Source organism: Shewanella sp. 30m-14 (assembly GCF_052977125.1).
The window spans coordinates 190,897-211,094 of record NZ_JBRILW010000005.1; the positions used below are offsets into that span (position 1 = coordinate 190,897).

Consider the following 20,198-nt stretch of genomic DNA (forward strand, 5'->3'; position numbering starts at 1 on the left):
AGCTCATGACAAATCGTGATTATGCAAACCGTAAGCCTGCTCGAAAAGGTAAGAACAGCGCTCGCAAAAAGAGCTCAAAAGGAAGCGCCCCTAAGCGCTTTCCGATTCTGCTGTTGCTTATCACACTTGTAGGCGTTGGTGGCTTTGGCTATTTACTGTGGATATTAAGCAGCAATGATGAACCAGCAACCACACCTGTGGTTGTCGAACAGCCAAAGAAAAAACCAGTAAAGAAAGATCCTGATGCTCTTCCTCCTGCACCGAAAGAGGAATGGACCTATCTTAAAGAGTTAGAAAACAAGAAGGTCGAAGTGGACCTTCCTGAGGTGTCGACTAAACCTAAGCGTCCTTATCAGATGCAATGTGGCTCATTTAGAAAAGAGTCACAGGCTAATGAGCTAAAAGCGATAATCGCTTTCCAAGGACTAGAGGCTCGAGTTCGAAAAGTCCAAGGGACCAGTGGCATTTGGTACAAAGTGGTTCTAGGGCCTTATGACAAGAAACGTGATGCTGAAAGGCAGCGTCACGTGTTGCAAAACTCTGGCACTAACGGCTGCCAAATCTGGCTCTGGGAAGGCTAACGCCCACCAGCAATAATTTAAAACGCTGCCCTGTGCAGCGTTTTTTATGCCAGTACCCTATCTACCCTTGATATTTACTCACGCATCCCCATATCTCTATTATCGTCAACCAGCAGGCAGACCGCCTCTGGCTAGAGAAGAGGATTTATTGTGACCACTATCGTATCAGTACGCCGAAATAACCAAGTTGTTATCGCCGGTGATGGCCAGGTTTCTCTTGGTAACACAGTTATGAAAGGCAATGCTAAAAAAGTTCGTCGTTTGTACCACAACAAGGTACTTGCGGGCTTTGCTGGCAGTACCGCCGATGCATTCACCCTATTCGAGCGTTTCGAAGCTAAACTCGAGATGCATCAAGGTCACCTTATGCGTGCCGCTGTCGAGATGGCTAAAGACTGGCGCTCAGATAAAGTTCTACGCAAGCTTGAAGCTTTACTTGCCGTGGCCGATACAGAGTCTTCACTGATCATTACCGGTAATGGTGATGTTGTTCAGCCTGAAAATGATCTTATTGCGATAGGTTCTGGTGGCGCCTTTGCCCAATCAGCTGCGACTGCACTGCTTGAAAATACCGATTTAAGTGCACTCGAAATCGCTGAAAAATCGCTGACAATTGCAGGTAACATTTGCGTGTTCACCAACCAATTTAAGACTATCGAAGAATTAAAGTACTAAGCCTAGCGCTCAGTACCACGCACTAAATAAAAAGTACTAAACGATTCATTCGTTTATACGAAAAATGCTGCAAAGCATGAGGAAAGATTATGTCTGAGATGACACCACGTGAAATTGTTCATGAGCTAGATAGCCACATTATTGGCCAGCAAAAAGCCAAACGTTCAGTGGCCATTGCCCTACGTAACCGCTGGCGTCGTATGCAGCTTCCTGCCGATCTTCGTCAAGAAGTCACGCCAAAGAACATTCTTATGATTGGTCCAACAGGTGTAGGTAAAACTGAAATTGCTCGTCGCCTAGCTCGGCTAGCAAAAGCGCCATTTATTAAAGTCGAAGCGACTAAATTTACTGAAGTGGGTTATGTCGGTAAGGAAGTCGAGCAGATTATTCGTGATTTAACCGACTCAGCTATCAAGCTTACTCGCGAAGAGCAGATCAAAAAATGTAAATTCCGCGCAGAAGAAGCTGCTGAAGAGCGTATTTTAGATGCCTTGCTACCTAAGCCGAAAGAAGATTGGGATAGCGAAAAAACGGATAGCAGCGCAACTCGTCAAATTTTCCGTAAAAAACTACGTGAAGGTCAGCTAGACGACAAAGAAATTGAGATCGATGTTGCCGCGCCGCAAGCTGGTATCGAGATCATGTCTCCTCCAGGTATGGAAGAGATGACGAACCAACTACAAAGCATGTTCCAAAACATGGGACCTGGTGCCAGCAAGCGTCGCAAGATGCCAATCAAAGAAGCTTATAAGCTATTGATTGAAGAAGAGGCGTCTAAACTGGTTAATCAAGAAGATCTTAAAGAGCAAGCCATTGAACTGGTTGAGCAACACGGCATCGTGTTCCTTGATGAGATCGATAAGATCTGTAAGCGCGGCGAATCATCAGGCCCTGATGTGTCTCGTGAAGGCGTTCAGCGCGATCTACTTCCTCTGGTTGAAGGTTGTACCGTTAATACTAAGCACGGCATGGTAAAAACCGACCATATCTTGTTTATCGCCTCTGGTGCTTTCCAGATGTCTAAGCCTTCGGATCTTATCCCTGAGCTTCAAGGCCGCCTACCTATTCGTGTCGAGTTAGATGCGCTGTCAGCAGGTGATTTCAAACGCATTCTAACTGAGCCGCATGCGTCGCTGACGGAGCAATATATTGCTCTGATGGGGACAGAAGGTGTCACGATTGAATTTACTGAAGATGGTATCGACAGTATTGCAGAAGCGGCATGGCAAGTGAACGAGCGCACAGAAAATATCGGTGCACGTCGTCTTCACACTGTTATGGAACGCTTAATGGAAGAGTTGTCTTATGAAGCTTCTGACAAGTCTGGTTCAGTGACGGTTATTGATGCCGCATACGTGAAAGCAAGCCTAGATAACTTAGTTCAAGACGAAGATTTAAGTCGCTACATTCTCTAAGCTAAACTTAGAAAACGAGCCACTGCAATAGCAAAATAAGTGATAGCGGTTAAGGACAATCTTGTGCTTAACCGCTATTGTATTTTCAATACTCTCTAAATCATTTTGGTTACATAGATGACTCAAGATAACAACACCCCAAATGTTGAAGCGCTTAAGCTGAAACGCAAATCTCGCCAGCTTGAGATGACATTCGATAATGGTGAAACCTTTCAGTTGAGCTGTGAGATGTTGAGGGTTTACTCGCCTTCGGCTGAGGTCCATGGCCACGGTAATCCAGTACTGGTGACCCACAAGAAAAACGTCAACATCACCGCTATCGAGCCTGTTGGTAACTATGCGGTAAAAATCGTCTTTGATGATGGCCATGATACCGGTTTGTTTTCTTGGAAAGTCTTGTACGATCTTGCCACCCACCAAATAGAGCTGTGGGAAAAGTATCTTGCTCGTCTACGCGCGGCAAAAGCCAGTCGTGAACCATTAATCGATATGACTGTGAAGTATCACAAGTAGTACGTTTTACGAGATCGCCTAAAGCCTTTTAGGTGATCTACATCTTCTCTTTCGACTGTAGTTATTCGTTCAAATCACAAAACTCTGCCTATACCCGCCACTTTTCTGTGAGCAAATACAAAAAAATGCGCATATTTCAGCCTATGCGGACTTATGTCCTCTATACATACCGCATCGAGATTTACTATCTGCTGCAATCAAAAAAGAGGATAACTCATGACTGCACATATCAATGGCAAAGCAGGCGATTTTGCTGAAACAATCATCATGCCGGGCGATCCACTTCGCGCCAAATACATCGCAGAGAATTTTCTAGAAGATGCTGTTGAAGTAACCAACATCCGTAATATGCTAGGTTACACCGGCTTCTATAAAGGCCAGCGCATATCGGTAATGGGCCACGGTATGGGTATTCCATCTATGGTGCTATACGCCCATGAGCTTGTTGCTGACTTTGGGGTAAAGCGCATTATTCGAGTCGGTAGCCTTGGCGCGACTCAGCAACACGTTAAAATTAATGACGTAATTCTAGCTCAAGCAGCGGGTACTGATTCACCCACTAACGCTAAGCGTAGCAGCGGTTATCAGATGGCCACTTCGGCAACCTTCGACCTACTGCATAAAGCCTATATGATCGCACAGCAAAAGCAGATCAACGTTAAAGTCGGTAACGTATTTAGTGGTGACATGTATTACGATCCTGATGAAGATATGATCCCAGCTCTTGAACGTTTTGGCGTATTAGGCGTCGATATGGAAGTGGCGGGTCTATACGGCCTTGCCCACCACAAAGGCTTTGAGTCACTCGCGATTCTAACGGTTTCTGACCACTGCTTAACTGGCGAAGAGACCAGTGCAGAAGCGCGTCAGCTCACCTTTAACCAAATGATTGAGCTGGCCTTAGAAACAGCCTGTCAATAAGACTCAAATAAGCCGCTCGAAGCCTAGCTTCCAGCGGCTTTCTTTTTAATGATTCGTTTTTAGCTGGTGATACAGCAACAATAGGAATAGATGATGAAAAACAAAATATCTCTAACCTTGCTCAGCTTTTTAGCCAATTTCGTGATGGCAGGCTTTGCAACCCAATTCGGTATGCTAATTGAACCGATTAGCGAAAAATTCTCTGCCAACGTAAATGAAGTCGCTTCCATCTTCTCGCTGCTTAATGGCGGCGCGCTAGCCGGTACTATTGCTGCCTTTTTCTTAATTGAAAAGATTGGTATAAAGCGTATCACCCTACTCAGTTATGTCAGTATTGCCCTGAGCGCTGCAGCCCTTCACTTTACCGGCTCACTGAGCATCGTGATGGTCGCAATGACGGTGATCGGCCTTTGTGGCGGTGTAGGCCTTTGTATTGCAGGCACTATTGTGGTGTCTGTGTGGAAGGACAAAATCCAAAGCACCATGCTAGTGGTACAAGATGCCACCTTTAACGTGGCAGGAGTGGTCTTCCCATTAATCACGACCTATGCACTAAGCAATGCACTTTCTTGGAGCTACAGCTACCTTGCCGTCGGTATCGTTGCACTCGCTACAGCAGCAATCGCTCTAGCCACTAACTTTGAGCTTTGTGAGACTAAGGGCAAGACTGAAGCAAGCAAAGATCAGTCTGAGTGGAACCTTGGTATTATCAGCGGCGGTTTAGGCTTATTTCTTGGTATGTTAGCGCTTTATACCTTCCTAACTTGGGCGCCGATGTTCGTTAAGACTAAATTCGACATCCCATTTGAAGAAGCCGGTAACATCATCACTCAGTACTGGTCTGCTGCTTTAGTGGGTGCGTTAGTATCAACAGTGATTGTATCGAGAGTTAAAATCCAACACTTTATTATGGGTATGATTTCACTGGCATTAGTCATTACCAGTCTTATCGTCACCACAGATAACTTAAACTGGATTGGCTATTTAACCTATGGCTATGGTTTTGCTTGTGCCGCACTGTATAACGCCTTTATCGCTTACGGTGTATCGTTTGTGAAAAATGCCAGTAGCCGAAATGTGTCGTATATCTTAATTAGTGGTAGTGCTGGCGCAATGTTCAGCCCAGCTATAAGCTCACTATTTGAAAGCATTATCGGACTACAAACCGTCATGTACGCAATTCCGGTTATCTACGCGCTTATCATTGCAATGTTGATACTGTCTAATCGCCAAAAAGTCGCGTTAACTCAACAAACAGCATAAAGCTCAGGCTCAGGCTCAGACTCAGTTTGCACATAATAGCTCTAAACCTACATATAGGTTTAGAGCTATTCAATAAACGCTTTCAACCCTTCTAAATCACAAATGATGAGCCCCTCTTTTTCTCGCTTTATTAGTGTAAGATCTTCGAGTTTTTTGACTGCACGGCGATAAACCCTGTCAGTTGTCGCAAAGCGCTCCGCCTCTAAATAACATTTAGTAAACCCTTCTACCGGCTGGTCTTTTAAATACTGATGATAAAGATCATAGGCGATGTTATACGCTATCGGATAGAGCATTCTGCGGGTAAAAATATCGACTGTGTCCTGATAATCGATGGCTATTGCACTGGCAAAAAACAGTGCAAACTGCGGCGTTTTGAGCAATGCCTGTTGCAGCTTGTCCCCATTAATAATCGAGATCTCTAACGTTTCCTCTGCAATGATATCCAGCTGGCATAGATAATCGGTAAAGAACTCCATTTCGCCAAATAGCTGTGAATCACAGGTCATGGTCCCCAACTGAAAGCTGCGGCCATTTCTGGCGGTATAGCCCATAGAAATCCGTCCATGAGGCACCAGGATTAACGCATTAACCTGTTGACCTTGCTGCATCAACTTGTGCTGCGCTGCTACAGTTTTGGTCTCAGTAATGCACTCTCGCATAATCTGCTCAATAGCATCATGCTCTTGCTCCCATAAAGAATGGAAGCGCCCTTTTGCGAGTGGTTTTAGCTGCATAGTTTTGTTGGTCTAGTTTACATTCAGGCGATTGATGTTTTTATTATACGCCTTTGTTAGCATACTAGGCACCTTGCTCAGGCTAGGGGCTCTTTTTCTGCCAACTCACTGGTAAGCTTACGTTGTCCCATAGTGCTTTGCATAATACCTCGGGCTGGCTCCAATTCCCTTGCAGTAACCATGTGACTAGCGCATCCCCCACTTCTGGGTATTGAATCGCTTCTGGCATGGGGTCTTTTAACCAACGCCTTAATGCATGCGGATCTAAATGTGTTTTCATGCACTCTGCCGCGCCTAACAGCTCTAGCGCTGCCACGTTAGACTGCTGCTCAAATTGCCCTAATAAAGGTTTAATCAATAACTTTTTACCCAGTGTTAATGCTTCGCTGGCAAGCTCAAAGCCCGCATTGCCAATCACCCCCCCACAACTTGCCATCGCCGCTTTAAAACCAGCTCTATCAAAACCATGCCACTGAATATGCTCGGGCAAAGGATGGCGAGCTGTAGATGCGTGATATACCAAAAAGGTATAGTCGCTAAAGGGGGTAAGAAATTTTATGATCTCATTCGGTGATTCAAAGGGGAGGTAGACTAAGATCTTGTGTGCTAGTTGTTTCTGCACTTTATCCACCTCGACAAACGGCGGTAAAATTGGAAAGCCGAAGTGATGCCAGTGACACCCTAAAGCAATATCCACAGGCGCAAAATAACTTAGCATGACCTCATTAAACCAACTGTCACCCACTTTAGGGACAGGGTAGTTCAATGCGGCTTGGTGACTAATCCCGATAGAAGGGATGCCTTGATTTTTTGCGGCCCAGGCTGACACTGGTTCAAAGTCATTGAGCACTAAGTCATAACCGCTTAAGTCTAGATTCTTAATGTCTTTAATAAAGCCAAACCAGGCATTCTGTTTTGCGGTTTTTGCCACACTCACTCGACCATTTGCAGTGGCAAATGTCAGCCCAGATTGAACCTGATACTCACCAAAACATTGCATATCAAAGAACTGCTCTGATGAGCGACCAGAAAAAAAGAAATCAACATCTACACCTTGTCGCTGAAGGGCTTTTGCCATCACCCTGGCGCGGCTTAAATGACCATTCCCCGTACCTTGAACACCATAAAGAATTCGCACATGACACTCCTAAATAAATTGCTGACTCAGTAATACAGAGACGATGCCCAGCAATGCGCCTGCAACAATATCGAGTGGGTAATGCACACCCAGCACCACCCGAGCGAGACCTATAGCCAAAGCCCAAGCTACGGCGATGTAAAAAAGTTGCGGGTAAATAAAGTAGATACTGGTTGCCATAACAAATGCCGCTGCGGTATGACCTGATGGCAAACTAAATTTATCTGCGGGTTCAAAGCTTGCCACACCGTCAGCTAAGGCATGACAAGGGCGAGGCCTGCGGATCATATTCTTGAGTGCAAAATACAACGGTAACTCAACAAGGTATGCAGCAATCATCGAGTTAAGCAGATACTCACCTTTGCTATCGATGATGAGAAATATCACCGCCATATAAAGGTACACTGGACCGTTGCCAGATGCAGATAGGGAAAGCGCCCACTTTTGCAGCCCGTGCTGCTGACCTTGCTGGACTATATAACGGTAAAGGGATCTATCTAACGTCGTTATCGAAGCCATTATCATTACCTCCCAATTATTTTTACGCTCTTATATCATTGGCAAGCTATGAAAACTCCATGACACCACGGTGACAACTTATCTAAAGTTTTATGACACACATTAATTAAGTCTGAGCGAATGAACGCGATAACGGCCAGGTGAGCTTACAATTAGCGTGTATAACCACAATGAATAACGTCAGATAAGCGAATGCAATGACAAATGACAATGGAAGTAACGATGGGAAGTAAGGATAGGAATAAACAAACGGAGGTAACCAGCCCGATAGCAAAGTACACTAGGCTGGTTTAATAGGCGTTTTGCAGACTACTCAGAGGCAAGCTCAGCATTATTACGATTACGATAAAGTTTTAATAAATGGTATATGTTGATACAGGCAACGAAAGCATTCATACCCGCTACAGGCCATGCTTCAATTGATGCGCCGTAAATGACAAACAGCGAACATCCAGTAAAGTTAAGACATCTCAACCAAATAATGTCTTTCATCATAAGTGAAATCGCCACCATCACTGATGCGGCATAGCCGATGATCTCAATAGTATTAACAGCTTCCATAAGGCACCTTTTTTAGGCCCTATGCCTTCCCTAAGCTAGCTGGGGGATCCTTGCCCCTAAAGCGGGTAAAAATTAAAGTTTAAGTTAAATTATCTGACAACATGCTAACAAACATAGCCACTAATTGTAATAATAAAACGTCATATAATGACTTGAATCATGTTTTTGTGGCTTTATTGAACAAATGGGAGAAAAATTACTACAACAAACTCAAACGCTGCCTTAATAGACAATTGCGTGATTGATAACACTTTTCTTTTTAAGAATCCCTTATATACTGAGTGAAACTACTTGCTTGCTCGGACTTCTGAGCATCTCTATCTATCAGGAGTGTTCTTATGGAATACAACACCTCAGAACTTTGTGACACTTATATCGATGTTGTTGATGTTGTCGAACCCATGTTCAGTAATTTCGGGGGTTGTAACTCTTTTGGTGGCTCAATTAGCACCATTAAATGTTTTGAAGACAATGGCCTTATCATTGATGCCGTTCAAGAAGATGGAGAAGGTAAAGTACTATTAATTGATGGCGGTGGATCACTTCGCCGTGCACTTCTCGATGCCAAAATTGCAGAAGTCGCTGTAGCTAATAACTGGGAAGGTATCATCGTTTACGGTACTGTTCGTGATGTTGATGCACTAGAGGATTTAGACATTGGTATCCAAGCATTAGCCTCGATTCCTGTTGGCGCTGACAGCAATGCAGTGGGTGAACTAGAAATCCCGGTAAACTTTGGTGGTGTAACTTTCTTACCAGGCGATCACGTCTATGCTGACAACACTGGTATCATTCTTTCACCAGAGCCGCTAGACATCGACTAATCTGATAGAGAACAGGCGCTATTGAGCCATTTTATAAAGTCAGTTCTATAAAGTTAGTTCGTTTATTTCAGTCTCGAGCCAGCTCAAGATGATTTAAAAACCAGTCCAAAGTGACTGGTTTTTTTGTGCCTGTATTTAACCGTTAAGCTCTATACCCCCTCTTCCCTACTTGCGAATAGGATTAATCCGCTTAAACTAACGGCTATCAGAGCTAACAATAAGAATAATAACATGCAGCATTTGACACTCTTCAACCAAGCCACACTTCTAACGCTGCTCAATACACGCGATGGCGAAACCAAGCTAGGACAAAGAGTTCAGCTTGCGGATCACAATTTAGATCTCAGCAGTAATTTGGCGCTGGCTAAACAAAATGGTGCACGCTTTGCTCTTATCGGAATAGGAGAGGATATTGGTCCTCGGGCTAATTTAGGCAGAGGAGGCGCAACCGATGCATTTGATAGCGCCATGGGCCAATTTCTTAATCTGCAGTCAAACCGATTCCTCTGTGGCCAACAATGCTTAGTACTAGGGCAAATTAATACCCAAGATCTTCAGCTTCCTAATAGCGCGTCAGCTGATGAGTTACGCAACAATGTCGAGCTATTGGACGAGCGAGTCATGCTAATTTTGTCTCAGGTCTTTAGCGCCGGACTCGAACCTATCGTCATTGGAGGCGGGCATAACAATGCCTACGGTTTATTAATGGCTGCAAAAAGTGCATTTAAACGCCCTATCGCGGCGGTGAATATGGATCCACATTCAGATTTTAGGCCTAAAGAAGGTCGCCATAGTGGTAATGGTTTTAGCTACGCAGCAGCGTCGGGGGCACTAGGCTATTATCATGTACTTGGCCTACATGAACTAAAAAATAGCGAAACGACACTCGAGCAACTAAAAGCTTTTGGTGGCCATTGGCATAGCTTGCAGCAGATCTGGGTTCGTCGTGAGATCAGCCTAGAAACAGCATTAAAAACGATAAGCAAAGATCTTAATAACACCCAACTTCCCGTAGCTATAGAGCTCGATCTTGACGCCATCACTAACATGCCAAGCAGTGCATCCACCGCCGCTGGTGTACCGTTACTCGATGCACTGCATTATGTCAGTTATATCGCCAAACATTGCCCAAGCGCCTACCTGCATTTAGCAGAAGCGGCGCCTTGCTGCCATGTTGCAGGAGCAGAAGCTGGCCACCGCGAAACAGGCCAAAGCATTAGTGAATTGATCTACTCCTACATAAGCGGACGTATTAATGCTCTATAGCCAGTAATAATTATTCAACATTGGTAAAGATTGTGGTGTAATGCGCTGTCAATTTTGCGATAGCCTGCGTCATCACTCATTTTTTTATTATCATTCGATGGATAGTTAACCTTCGTCACAGAGTGGTAGATGAAAGATTCAGCAATCCAGTTCAATGGCTTACAATCGCAACAATTTAATTGCTAACGTTATAGGAATAGATAGATGTCAGAGGACACTCCAAAGAGCACTCACTTCGGTTACAAAACGATTGAAGCAGAGAAGAAAGCCGACATGGTCGCTGGCGTATTCCATTCTGTCGCCGCAAAGTACGACATTATGAATGACGTCATGTCTTTCGGTATCCACCGTATGTGGAAGCGCTTCACTATCGAAAGTGCAGGTGCGCGCCCAGGTATGAAGGTGTTAGATTTAGCCGGTGGTACCGGTGATTTAACGGCTAAGTTTTCTCGCATTGTCGGTGAAACAGGCCAAGTGACGTTAGCTGATATTAACGACTCAATGCTTAAAGTGGGTCGTGAGAAGTTAAGAGATAAAGGTATTGTAGGCAACGTGAATTACGTGCAAGCAAACGCTGAAGCACTGCCTTTTCCTGATAACCACTTTGATATCATCACCATTGCTTTTGGTCTACGAAATGTAACCAATAAAGATGCAGCGATTGCATCAATGCTGCGCGTATTAAAGCCGGGCGGAAAGCTACTGGTACTTGAGTTCTCTAAACCTCAGCATGAAATTATGCGTAAAATTTACGATCTGTATAGCTTTAAAGTACTGCCAAAGATGGGATCACTCATCACCAAAGATGCAGACAGCTATGAATATCTGGCTGAATCTATCCGTATGCACCCAGATCAAGATACCTTAAAGCAGATGATGGAAGATGCGGGCTTTGAACAAGTCAACTACACCAACATGACTGACGGTATCGTTGCCTTACACAAGGGCTATAAATTCTGATTGGACTCACTATGTCTCGTGACCTGCCATTACTTGCCTGCGCCGCGATAGAGATCAGTTTAAATAAGCTGATCTCGCAATCTCCTGAAGACTACGCAAAGTTGCGTACTCTTCACGGCAAGGTCTTATGCATTCAACTATCACAGCTCAACTGGCCGCTTTACTTTTTATTTGCCAAAGAGATCCAAGTTTTCTCTCGCTACGAAGGCGAAGTTACCACTAAAGTGAATGCCGATATCACTACGCTTTACCAGCTGACTGAAGGTGCCAACCTTACCGAGCTGATTAAGCAAGATAAACTCAGTCTCGAAGGTGACTTAAGCCTATTACAGACCTTTAGTCATTATATGCAGCAAATTGAGATTGACATAGCAGAGCCTATCTCACGCTATATTGGTGACGTGCCAACGCACTTTCTTAGCCAAGGCCTCAAACAAGCCAAAAATGACCTGACAGATGTGCTGCGTAAAACTCGCTCACACCTTGGCCAGCTCACAATCGAAGAATATAGGCTCGCTCCTCATAAACTCGAATATATCCATTTAAGTGATAGAATCGATGATTTAGCTGTCGATGTCGACGCTATGGCTACACGAGTAGACCAACTTATCAACAGGGTAAAAATGAAACCATGACAGTAAAAAGTATCAGGCGCGCTTATCACGTCATTCGTACTGCTTTGCATTACGGACTCGATGATTTAATTCCTTCTAAGTTAACGCCTTGGTACTTCAAACTGTTAAGGGGTTGCTTCTTCTGGCTACGAAACCAACACAAAGATAAAGTGGGTGGTGAACGTTTAAAGTTAGCAATGCAGGAGCTTGGGCCGGTTTACATCAAATTCGGCCAGATGCTATCGACGCGTCGAGACCTACTATCTGATGAATGGGCCGAAGAGCTTGCGATGCTGCAAGACAGAGTGCCGCCTTTTGATTCAGCCATTGCGCGTGCCTCTATAGAATCGGAGCTCAATGCCCCTATTGAAACCTATTTCGATGACTTTAACGATACACCGTTAGCGTCAGCTTCTATCTCTCAAGTTCATACTGCAACACTTAAATCTAATGGTGCAGCGGTGGTTTTAAAAGTTTTACGCCCCGATGTCGAACAAAAAGTACATGCTGACATCCTCTTGATGTCGCAAGCAGCCGCTGTCTTAGAAAGTTTACTCGGTGCCAATAACCGCTTACGCCCAGCAGAAGTGATTGAAGACTATCGCACCACAATTGAAGGCGAACTAAACCTCAAGCTTGAAGCCCTTAATGCCATAAAGTTACGTAATAACTTCCTCGATTCCAATGCGTTATATATTCCGTATATGTACGAGGAACTATGCTTTACCCGCCTTATCGTAATGGAGCGCATTGATGGTGTACCCGTTTCAGATAAAGCCGCGCTAGAGGCACAAGGCACTAACTTAAAGTTGCTTGCAGAACGCGGGGTGGAACTCTTCTTCACACAGGTGTTCCGTGATAACTTTTTCCATGCCGATATGCACCCAGGCAATATTTTTGTTAGCCGTGAGCACCCTAACGATCCTTTCTATATCGGTTTGGACTGCGGCATTATGGGCACTTTAACCGATGAAGATAAGCGTTACTTAGCTGAGAATTTTTTAGCCTTTTTCAATCGCGATTACCGCCGTATTGCTCAGTTATATATAGAATCAGGCTGGGTTTCGCCAGATACCGATGTCGGTGCATTTGAACAAGCAGTAAAAGTCGTTTGTGAGCCTATGTTCAACAAGCCACTGGATGAGATTTCATTTGGACACGTTTTACTCGAGCTTTTTAGAACGGCTCGGCGTTTTGACATCGTTGTTCAACCCCAACTGGTACTACTCGAAAAAACCTTGCTGTACATCGAAGGGCTAGGCCGTCAGCTATACCCACAACTAGACTTATGGCAAACAGCAAAACCTTTTTTAGAGCAATGGATGGCGGAGCAAGTTGGGCCAAAAGCAATGGCCGACAAGGTTAAGAAACAGTTACCTTATTGGGCCGAACATTTGCCAGAATTACCAGAGCTTATCTACGACAACCTAAAAATGGGTCGCAACCTATCTAAAAACCAGAATAATTTGTTAGATCGGTATCTCAAACATCAGCAAAAAGCTCATAAAAGTAACTATCTTTTAATTACATCAGCTGTTTTAGTGATCTGTGGCACTATTTTGTTAAACGAAGACGCTACACTATGGCCCTCTTATGGCAGTATTGGCATAGGCATCACTCTGTGGGTGCTCGGATGGCGATCTAGACCAAAGAATCGCAAAATTTAGCTAGACCTAAATAACCAAAGGTTCATAATGGAACCAGTATCTAATTAAGAGGATTCATCCATGGGTGGCATTAGTATTTGGCAACTTCTTATTATTGCTTTGATTGTCGTATTATTGTTTGGAACTAAGAAGTTACGTTCACTAGGCGGCGATTTAGGTGGTGCAGTTAAAGGCTTTAAGAACGCAATGTCTTCTGAAGAAGAAAAGAAAGCTTTAGAAGAAAACGCAACTGACAAACCAACTGCAGACACTGCAAAAGTGACAGAAACTGCAAAAGTTGCAGAGACAGCCGAGAAAAAGGCTGAGTCTAAAGGCAAAGAACAGGCGTAATCGACTATGTTCGACGGTATCGGCTTTATGGAGTTGCTGCTGATTGGGATCTTGGGCCTTGTCGTACTTGGCCCTGAAAGACTCCCAACCGCTGTGCGCTCAATTTCTAGCTGGATCCGCGCCATGAAAAAAATGGCTAACTCGGTAAAAGACGAATTAGAGCAAGAGCTTAAAATTGAGCAACTGCACTCTGATTTGAAAAATGCAGAGAGTCAGGGTTTAAAGAACCTTTCTCCAGAGTTACAGGATTCAATCGATCAATTAAAAGAAGCGGCTCAATCTGTTAATCGTCCTTATCAAGTAGAAGACGTTCCAGCGGCGAAGGATACACCAGCCAAAGAAACCCCTCCTGCAGAGACAAGTGCGACAACGAGTGCTAATTCAGACAAACCTAACGGGTAGTCCATGTCACAACAGCAGCCATTAATTAGCCATTTGCTTGAATTACGCACTAAGTTGCTAAAAGCAATTGGCAGTGTTCTTTTGGTATTTATTTGCTTAGTCTACTGGGCTAACGATATCTACCATTATATGGCCACCCCATTAATGCAAGTTCTGCCTGAATCAAGCAGCATGATTGCAACTGATGTAGCTGCGCCATTTTTTGCCCCTTTTAAATTAACACTGGTTCTGTCGTTTTTTGTTGCAGTTCCTTATGTTCTTTACCAAGTGTGGTCTTTTGTCGCACCTGGTCTATATAAGCATGAAAAGCGTCTGGTTGTGCCATTACTAACCAGTAGCACACTCCTTTTTTATCTAGGTATCGCTTTTGCTTACTATATAGTTTTTCCGGTCGTCTTTGGCTTCTTCGCCAGTGCCGCACCAGAAGGGGTAGAGGTCGCAACTGATATCAGCAGCTATCTAAGCTTTATTCTAAAGTTGTTCTTTGCTTTTGGTTTAGCGTTTGAAATCCCTGTAGCAGTGATTCTGTTATGCTGGGCAGGTGTAACAACACCTGAAGACCTGAAACAGAAACGCCCTTACATTGTTGTTGGCGCCTTTGTTATCGGTATGCTTTTAACGCCTCCAGATATTATCTCACAAACGATGCTAGCAATTCCTATGCTAATTTTGTTTGAAGCAGGTTTGATTGCCGCACGCTTCTACAGCAAAGGTAATCAAGACGACGAAAGCGAAGACGGAGATGAACAGAAAGAATCTGAGTCACAATAGACTTTCTTGTTAAGCTTATAAAAAGGTATTATCTCGTTATAAATCAACAGAGATAGTGCCTTTTTTTGTTTTTACAGCATTAAACCATCAATAACATTAATGTTTCAATTCGCCTAATAAAATGTAAAATCAGTCTAAAACCTGCTTTATAAAAATAAAAGGAAGTTATTGATGATCAAGCAACACTTATTGCTACTTACCACAGCGTCTTTACTTATCTCAAGCGGCGTCCATGCATCCGTTGAAACTCAGTTAACACAATGCGCAGCAATTCAAGATAAGCTCGAACGATTAATTTGTTATGACAAGCTTTCTTCATCACTAAATTCAACTAAAACTGGACAGCTCCCAGTTACAGAAACCGTCGCCGTTGCGGCATCAACCACTGCCGTCGCATCAACGGCAAACAAAACATCACATGATGACTTTGGCCAAGTAAAAAAAGCCGACAAAGAAGAGATAAGCAAGATCTACCTAGAGGTAGCAAAAGTATCTAAAGATGCTTACGGCGCCTTAAAAATTTCATTTGCCAACGATCAAGTCTGGAAACAAACAGATAACCGCACCTTCCGGATAAAACCAGGGCAAAAAGTCTTTATTGAAAAAGCGGCTTTTGGTTCATTTATGCTAGGTACGGATGACCGTAACACGACTATTCGAGTAAAGCGTCTAAAGTAATGCCTCAATATATGGATATAGCTGTCAATCTTATCGGCAGCTCGCTTGAAAAAGATATTCAACGTGTAATTGAAGATGCGACTAATCAGTCGGTCACTTCTATGGTTGTTATTGGTAGCCACTTAGATGAAAGCAAGCACGCTATCGCCCTATGTGAGCAGTTTCCTGATCAACTCTATAGCACTGCAGGTATTCACCCTCATCATGCCAGTGAATGGCAAACAAGTAGCGCTAACACTATCCGTATGCTTGCACAGTCGCCATGCGTCATTGCCATAGGCGAATGCGGTCTTGATTACAATCGAGATTTTTCACCACGGGATGTGCAGCGAAACGTTTTTGCTAAGCAGCTAGCGCTCGCTGTTGAGCTAGAAATGCCAGTGTTAATGCATGAACGCGATGCTCACCCAGATTTCTTAGCTATTTTAAAAGAATATCGCACAGATCTCCCCGCAGCGCTGCTGCACTGTTTTACAGGCAATATGCAGTCTCTCGAAGCTTATATAGAGCAAGATATTTATCTTGGGGTTACTGGGTGGGTTTGTGATGAGCGCCGTGGCCAAGAGCTGGCTTCGATTGTCCCGTATATTCCAGATAACCGTCTTCTTATCGAAACAGACAGCCCATACCTTTTACCAAGAAGTATGCGGCCAAAGCCTAAGTCGAGTAAAAACGAACCCAAATATCTACCTTATATCGCTCAGTATATTGCCGATCTAAAAAAACAAGACATGAGTACTTTTGCAGATAATACCTATAAAAATAGTCGCCGTTTTTTTGGATTGGATTTTTAATGCTTTTTCACTTTCAGCTTATTGCTCTTATCGCTCTATTCAGCTTTTCTAATATCGTCAATGCCGAAAACCACCAATTTGTCAGTGAACAACACACCACAGAGGTTCAGCTATCACCTCAGCTATATATTGCTGAGGCACTGCCAGACTCGAACATACAGCAAGCCGTAAACTTTACAGAGCGACAATGGCAACCATACGATCCTAAAAGCATCACAGGGATTGGGCAAAAATCGTATTGGGTTAGGTTCAGTCTTAAGCAGCAGAACCATGAACCTAGACAGCAGATTTTGTCGATAACCAACCCGCATATTGATTATATTGAGCTATACCATTTTAACCGTTCGACTCTAGTGGAGCAGCTAAATGTCGGCGATAACTATCCCTTTAGTCAAAGACCTATTCTAAGCACTGACTTTTTATACCCTTTTAGCAGCCAACAACATGATAGCCATAGATTCTACTTACGAATAAAGGGGACTGGCTCAGCGTACCTCCCTATCACCTTATGGAACAGCGACGCTTATTATCAAAATGCGGAGCAGCAGTCTATTTTCTATGGTTTTCAGATAGGTGTACTGATGGCTATTGGTATCTTTAGTTTACTGATTGCCATCACATCCAATTCATTCAGTTATAGCTATTATGCAGGTTATGTACTTTCTATTACTCTATTTGTCGCGACCCTGCACGGCTTAGCCTTTCGATTTATTTGGCCAAATTGGCCGATTTTTCAAGAGTACGCATTACCAGCCCTGCTAAGCTTATCAATGATGTTCGCCTTCCTGTTCTCAGAGAAGGTTATGCAACTAAAACATCACAACCAAGCCATGCTAAGGCTCTGCCGTTCCAGTGCAGCCCTTTCTGTATTGCTGCTGTTTCTTGGCTTACTACTTAACTACACGGCCGCGCTAATTATTAATATTTACGCCGTCATGTTTGCAAGCCTTATGCTGATGTATATGTCGGTGACCCAAGCAATTAAGGGCTACAAGCTAGCAAAACTATTTGCGATTGGCTGGGCGGGCATGATGCTAGGTGCGTTGATATCCGGGGCTATCTATTTAGGCCTGCTCAATTGGACTATTGACCCTAAAACCCCTTTTTTGGTTGGACTAAGCATAGAAGTTATTTTTATGGCTGCGCTATTAGCCATCCGCTATAACGACGAGCGTTTATCTAAACAGAAAGTCCAAAAAGAGGCCTTAGCCCAAGCAAAACTTGCCAAAGACAATAAAGAAGAAGCGCTACGAATTGAAGCCAGAAGTAGTGAGCAATTAGCCCAAATGGTACAAGAGCGAACCCTTGAGTTAGAGATTGCTTTAAGAGAGCTTAATGAAGCGAATCAAAAGCTCACCGAACAGACAACAAAAGACAGCCTTACCGGCGTGAAAAACCGTAATTCATTTGATCGGCGTATTATTGCAGAGGGCCGAATTAGCCGTAGGCAGCAGTCTCCAATGGCAATTTTGATGCTTGATTTGGATCGTTTCAAATCAATTAATGACTCCTACGGTCACCTTGCTGGTGACCACGCCTTACGAGTGGTCGCTAATAAATTAAAAGAAAACTTAAAGCGACCAACCGATCTAGTATCACGTTTTGGTGGTGAGGAGTTTGCTATTATATTACCCAATACTGATCAAATTGGTGCTGAGCAAGTCGCTGAGACAATTAGAAAAGTTATCGATGAACTCGTTATTTACTGGGAAGGCAATGCCATCCCTCTAACGGTAAGTATTGGGGTGAGCAGTGAAATTGTCACCTCAGAAGAACATACCACCTTGTTATTAGAACAGGCTGATAAAGCACTTTATCAAGCCAAGAATGAAGGGCGTAACCGTATTAAGTTATACAGCCCTGAACAAGATTAATATCACCATCGTCTGGAGCCTAATGTGAATATTATTACCAGTGCCTACCCACAACGTAGAATGCGTCGTATGCGCAAACATGAATTTAGTCGCCGCTTAATGGCTGAAAATCGATTAACAGTTAACGATTTAATCTACCCAATGTTTGTTCTCGAAGGGAACAATCGCACAGAGCAAGTCGCCTCAATGCCTGGTGTTGAACGATTATCTATCGATCTTCTGCTTAAAGAAGCCGAAGAGCTAGTGGAACTAGGTATTCCTCTGATCGCTCTTTTCCCAGTGACTCCAGCTGAGAAAAAGACTTTGATGGCCGAAGAAGCCTACAATGCAGATGCCTTAGCACAGCGTGCTGTGCGCGCACTGAAAGAAGCCTTCCCTCAGTTAGGTGTGATGACTGACGTAGCACTTGATCCGTTTACGACTCATGGTCAAGACGGCATCATTGATGAAACCGGCTACATCATGAATGACATTACAACTGAAATTTTAGTAAAACAGGCACTATCACATGCTGAAGCTGGTGCAGATATTGTTGCGCCATCAGATATGATGGATGGGCGTATTGGCGCGATTCGCCAAGCGCTAGAAGAAGCTGGTCACGTTAACACCCAAATCATGGCGTACTCAGCTAAGTACTCTTCAAATTACTACGGACCTTTCCGTGATGCCGTTGGCTCAGCAGGAAACCTTAAAGGTGGCAATAAGCATAGCTACCAAATGGATCCAGCTAACAGCGATGAAGCCCTGCATGAAGTCGCTCTAGATATTCAAGAAGGCGCTGATATGGTTATGGTTAAGCCTGGCATGCCATATTTAGATATCGTTCATCGTGTCAAGACTGAGCTCGCTGTACCCACTTTTGCTTACCAAGTAAGCGGTGAATACGCGATGCACATGGCTGCAATTCAAAATGGTTGGTTAGCTGAGAAAGCTATCGTTATGGAATCATTGCTTTGCTTTAAACGGGCAGGTGCAGATGGCATTCTAACCTACTTCGCTAAACGCGCTGCTCAGTGGTTAAAAGAAGACAAATAATTTAACCTAGTCATTAAAAAGCCAGAGAATACCTCTGGCTTTTTCATTCTCCCTTCATATTAGCCTCACCCCTTATACCAAACTGGAAAATTAACTGGTCACACTTGCCCAATCCCTAGAACACAATTTTGTCACTCGCTCTGAACTCTCAGTAAAGGTATTCCAAGCCTCACAAACACTATCGACAATATCTTCATAATTTTTGAAAACTCTATTAGCAAGGCAGTGTTGCCGCATCCAGCTCCATACTTGTTCAATTGAATTTAGCTCTGGTGAATAGGGCGGTAATTTGATGATGCTGACATTTTTGAATTCATCTGCAATACCGTCTGAGTGCCAACCGGCACCATCCATGAGTACTACAGCATGTCTATCTATGTCTGTGGCTTCGGAGATCTGTCTTAAGTGGAGGCTCATTGCTTCTTTGCTTGTCCACGGAACCACAATTGCTTGCCCTATACCTCTGCTGGGACATACAGAGCCAAAAAGGTATGCATATTCGAATTGCTGCTGGCGTACAACCCTTGGCCTGCTACCTTTTCGAGCCCAAATCTTAGTTGTTGTGTTTTGTTGACCGAATCTTGCTTCATCCTGAAACCAGATATCGATGCGATCTAAAGGGAGGTATCCCGGGATCTTAAGGATCGTTTTAATTTGGAA

Annotated in this window: 23 protein-coding genes; 18 read left to right on the forward strand and 5 right to left on the reverse strand. The window is 43.8% G+C overall.

The features are described from left to right. Nucleotides 1–5: 5 nt before the first annotated feature. The 6 genes from ACVBIU_RS05950 (at nucleotide 6) to tsgA (ending at nucleotide 5,368) form a co-directional block, all read left to right on the forward strand. Entirely contained in the window at nucleotides 6–581 is a 576-nt protein-coding gene (locus tag ACVBIU_RS05950) for an SPOR domain-containing protein (protein WP_447159788.1), read from the forward strand. A 150-nt stretch (nucleotides 582–731) separates the two neighbouring features. Beyond that, a complete protein-coding gene (gene hslV / locus ACVBIU_RS05955) occupies nucleotides 732–1,256 on the forward strand; it encodes an ATP-dependent protease subunit HslV (protein ID WP_447159789.1) in 525 nt (174 codons plus the stop codon). An 89-nt stretch (nucleotides 1,257–1,345) separates the two neighbouring features. Continuing rightward, nucleotides 1,346–2,671, forward strand: coding sequence for an ATP-dependent protease ATPase subunit HslU (gene hslU, locus ACVBIU_RS05960; protein ID WP_447159790.1), 1,326 nt, complete (start codon nucleotides 1,346–1,348; stop codon nucleotides 2,669–2,671). A 117-nt stretch (nucleotides 2,672–2,788) separates the two neighbouring features. Further along, nucleotides 2,789–3,184 (forward strand): gamma-butyrobetaine hydroxylase-like domain-containing protein, encoded by a 396-nt coding sequence (locus ACVBIU_RS05965; RefSeq protein WP_447159791.1) that lies wholly within the window; start codon nucleotides 2,789–2,791, stop codon nucleotides 3,182–3,184. Between the two features lie 216 nt (nucleotides 3,185–3,400). Further along, nucleotides 3,401–4,105: a purine-nucleoside phosphorylase gene (deoD, locus tag ACVBIU_RS05970; protein ID WP_447159792.1), complete on the forward strand. Its 705-nt coding sequence runs from the start codon at nucleotides 3,401–3,403 to the stop codon at nucleotides 4,103–4,105. 93 nt (nucleotides 4,106–4,198) lie between these two features. Next, nucleotides 4,199–5,368 carry an MFS transporter TsgA gene (gene tsgA, locus ACVBIU_RS05975; RefSeq protein ID WP_447159793.1) on the forward strand — a complete coding sequence of 390 codons (1,170 nt, stop codon included), beginning with the start codon at nucleotides 4,199–4,201 and terminating at the stop codon, nucleotides 5,366–5,368. A gap of 65 nt (nucleotides 5,369–5,433) precedes the next feature. On the opposite strand, the gene ACVBIU_RS05980 is transcribed toward tsgA, so the two are convergent. The 4 genes from ACVBIU_RS05980 to ACVBIU_RS05995 form a co-directional block, all read right to left on the reverse strand. Next, on the reverse strand, nucleotides 5,434–6,105 hold the full coding sequence (locus tag ACVBIU_RS05980) for a Crp/Fnr family transcriptional regulator (RefSeq protein ID WP_447159794.1): 672 nt from the start codon (nucleotides 6,103–6,105) through the stop codon (nucleotides 5,434–5,436). Nucleotides 6,106–6,187: 82 nt separating this feature from the next. Then, nucleotides 6,188–7,243, reverse strand: coding sequence for an MJ1255/VC2487 family glycosyltransferase (locus tag ACVBIU_RS05985; RefSeq protein WP_447159795.1), 1,056 nt, complete (start codon nucleotides 7,241–7,243; stop codon nucleotides 6,188–6,190). A 9-nt stretch (nucleotides 7,244–7,252) separates the two neighbouring features. Then, nucleotides 7,253–7,765, reverse strand: coding sequence for a phosphatase PAP2 family protein (locus tag ACVBIU_RS05990; protein ID WP_447163301.1), 513 nt, complete (start codon nucleotides 7,763–7,765; stop codon nucleotides 7,253–7,255). A 306-nt stretch (nucleotides 7,766–8,071) separates the two neighbouring features. Continuing rightward, complete coding sequence (locus ACVBIU_RS05995) at nucleotides 8,072–8,323, reverse strand: YgjV family protein (RefSeq protein ID WP_447159796.1); 252 nt, start codon at nucleotides 8,321–8,323, stop codon at nucleotides 8,072–8,074. A 338-nt stretch (nucleotides 8,324–8,661) separates the two neighbouring features. On the opposite strand from ACVBIU_RS05995, the gene rraA reads away from it, so the two are divergent. The 12 genes from rraA (at nucleotide 8,662) to hemB (ending at nucleotide 19,538) form a co-directional block, all read left to right on the forward strand. After that, nucleotides 8,662–9,147, forward strand: coding sequence for a ribonuclease E activity regulator RraA (gene rraA / locus ACVBIU_RS06000; RefSeq protein WP_447159797.1), 486 nt, complete (start codon nucleotides 8,662–8,664; stop codon nucleotides 9,145–9,147). Between the two features lie 231 nt (nucleotides 9,148–9,378). After that, nucleotides 9,379–10,413: a formimidoylglutamase gene (locus ACVBIU_RS06005; protein WP_447163295.1), complete on the forward strand. Its 1,035-nt coding sequence runs from the start codon at nucleotides 9,379–9,381 to the stop codon at nucleotides 10,411–10,413. A 204-nt stretch (nucleotides 10,414–10,617) separates the two neighbouring features. After that, nucleotides 10,618–11,373 carry a bifunctional demethylmenaquinone methyltransferase/2-methoxy-6-polyprenyl-1,4-benzoquinol methylase UbiE gene (gene ubiE / locus ACVBIU_RS06010; RefSeq protein WP_447159799.1) on the forward strand — a complete coding sequence of 252 codons (756 nt, stop codon included), beginning with the start codon at nucleotides 10,618–10,620 and terminating at the stop codon, nucleotides 11,371–11,373. An 11-nt stretch (nucleotides 11,374–11,384) separates the two neighbouring features. Continuing rightward, on the forward strand, nucleotides 11,385–12,008 hold the full coding sequence (locus ACVBIU_RS06015; protein WP_447163296.1) for a ubiquinone biosynthesis accessory factor UbiJ: 624 nt from the start codon (nucleotides 11,385–11,387) through the stop codon (nucleotides 12,006–12,008). Continuing rightward, nucleotides 12,005–13,654 (forward strand): ubiquinone biosynthesis regulatory protein kinase UbiB, encoded by a 1,650-nt coding sequence (gene ubiB / locus ACVBIU_RS06020; RefSeq protein ID WP_447159801.1) that lies wholly within the window; start codon nucleotides 12,005–12,007, stop codon nucleotides 13,652–13,654. Before ACVBIU_RS06015 ends, ubiB begins: the two co-directional genes overlap by 4 nt. A 60-nt stretch (nucleotides 13,655–13,714) precedes the next feature. After that, the gene (tatA, locus tag ACVBIU_RS06025; RefSeq protein WP_447159802.1) at nucleotides 13,715–13,984 is read left to right on the forward strand and encodes a Sec-independent protein translocase subunit TatA; all 270 of its coding nucleotides are present in this window, start codon (nucleotides 13,715–13,717) and stop codon (nucleotides 13,982–13,984) included. Nucleotides 13,985–13,990: 6 nt separating this feature from the next. Beyond that, nucleotides 13,991–14,386: a Sec-independent protein translocase protein TatB gene (gene tatB, locus ACVBIU_RS06030; protein WP_447159803.1), complete on the forward strand. Its 396-nt coding sequence runs from the start codon at nucleotides 13,991–13,993 to the stop codon at nucleotides 14,384–14,386. Between the two features lie 3 nt (nucleotides 14,387–14,389). Continuing rightward, entirely contained in the window at nucleotides 14,390–15,157 is a 768-nt protein-coding gene (gene tatC / locus ACVBIU_RS06035) for a twin-arginine translocase subunit TatC (protein ID WP_447159804.1), read from the forward strand. Between the two features lie 171 nt (nucleotides 15,158–15,328). After that, complete coding sequence (locus ACVBIU_RS06040) at nucleotides 15,329–15,835, forward strand: hypothetical protein (RefSeq protein WP_447163297.1); 507 nt, start codon at nucleotides 15,329–15,331, stop codon at nucleotides 15,833–15,835. After that, a complete protein-coding gene (locus ACVBIU_RS06045; RefSeq protein ID WP_447163298.1) occupies nucleotides 15,835–16,629 on the forward strand; it encodes a TatD family hydrolase in 795 nt (264 codons plus the stop codon). Before ACVBIU_RS06040 ends, ACVBIU_RS06045 begins: the two co-directional genes overlap by 1 nt. Beyond that, a complete protein-coding gene (locus ACVBIU_RS06050; RefSeq protein ID WP_447159807.1) occupies nucleotides 16,629–18,503 on the forward strand; it encodes a sensor domain-containing diguanylate cyclase in 1,875 nt (624 codons plus the stop codon). The genes ACVBIU_RS06045 and ACVBIU_RS06050 overlap by 1 nt, the downstream gene beginning before the upstream one ends. Before the next feature lie 24 nt (nucleotides 18,504–18,527). Next, a complete protein-coding gene (hemB, locus tag ACVBIU_RS06055) occupies nucleotides 18,528–19,538 on the forward strand; it encodes a porphobilinogen synthase (protein ID WP_447159808.1) in 1,011 nt (336 codons plus the stop codon). A 90-nt stretch (nucleotides 19,539–19,628) separates the two neighbouring features. Here the strand turns inward: hemB and ACVBIU_RS06060 are convergent. Then, nucleotides 19,629–20,198: IS630 family transposase (locus ACVBIU_RS06060; RefSeq protein WP_447163299.1), on the reverse strand; the 570-nt coding region annotated here is incomplete at its 5' end.

Coding starts and splice junctions, on each gene's coding strand:
- ACVBIU_RS05950 (WP_447159788.1), top strand. CDS start 6: ATGACAAATCGTGATTATGCAAACCGTAAGCCTGCTCGAAAAGGTAAG.
- hslU (WP_447159790.1), top strand. CDS start 1,346: ATGTCTGAGATGACACCACGTGAAATTGTTCATGAGCTAGATAGCCAC.
- ACVBIU_RS05965 (WP_447159791.1), top strand. CDS start 2,789: ATGACTCAAGATAACAACACCCCAAATGTTGAAGCGCTTAAGCTGAAA.
- deoD (WP_447159792.1), top strand. CDS start 3,401: ATGACTGCACATATCAATGGCAAAGCAGGCGATTTTGCTGAAACAATC.
- tsgA (WP_447159793.1), top strand. CDS start 4,199: ATGAAAAACAAAATATCTCTAACCTTGCTCAGCTTTTTAGCCAATTTC.
- ACVBIU_RS05980 (WP_447159794.1), bottom strand. CDS start 6,105: ATGCAGCTAAAACCACTCGCAAAAGGGCGCTTCCATTCTTTATGGGAG.
- ACVBIU_RS05995 (WP_447159796.1), bottom strand. CDS start 8,323: ATGGAAGCTGTTAATACTATTGAGATCATCGGCTATGCCGCATCAGTG.
- rraA (WP_447159797.1), top strand. CDS start 8,662: ATGGAATACAACACCTCAGAACTTTGTGACACTTATATCGATGTTGTT.
- ACVBIU_RS06005 (WP_447163295.1), top strand. CDS start 9,379: ATGCAGCATTTGACACTCTTCAACCAAGCCACACTTCTAACGCTGCTC.
- ubiE (WP_447159799.1), top strand. CDS start 10,618: ATGTCAGAGGACACTCCAAAGAGCACTCACTTCGGTTACAAAACGATT.
- ACVBIU_RS06015 (WP_447163296.1), top strand. CDS start 11,385: ATGTCTCGTGACCTGCCATTACTTGCCTGCGCCGCGATAGAGATCAGT.
- ubiB (WP_447159801.1), top strand. CDS start 12,005: ATGACAGTAAAAAGTATCAGGCGCGCTTATCACGTCATTCGTACTGCT.
- tatA (WP_447159802.1), top strand. CDS start 13,715: ATGGGTGGCATTAGTATTTGGCAACTTCTTATTATTGCTTTGATTGTC.
- tatB (WP_447159803.1), top strand. CDS start 13,991: ATGTTCGACGGTATCGGCTTTATGGAGTTGCTGCTGATTGGGATCTTG.
- tatC (WP_447159804.1), top strand. CDS start 14,390: ATGTCACAACAGCAGCCATTAATTAGCCATTTGCTTGAATTACGCACT.
- ACVBIU_RS06040 (WP_447163297.1), top strand. CDS start 15,329: ATGATCAAGCAACACTTATTGCTACTTACCACAGCGTCTTTACTTATC.
- ACVBIU_RS06045 (WP_447163298.1), top strand. CDS start 15,835: ATGCCTCAATATATGGATATAGCTGTCAATCTTATCGGCAGCTCGCTT.
- ACVBIU_RS06050 (WP_447159807.1), top strand. CDS start 16,629: ATGCTTTTTCACTTTCAGCTTATTGCTCTTATCGCTCTATTCAGCTTT.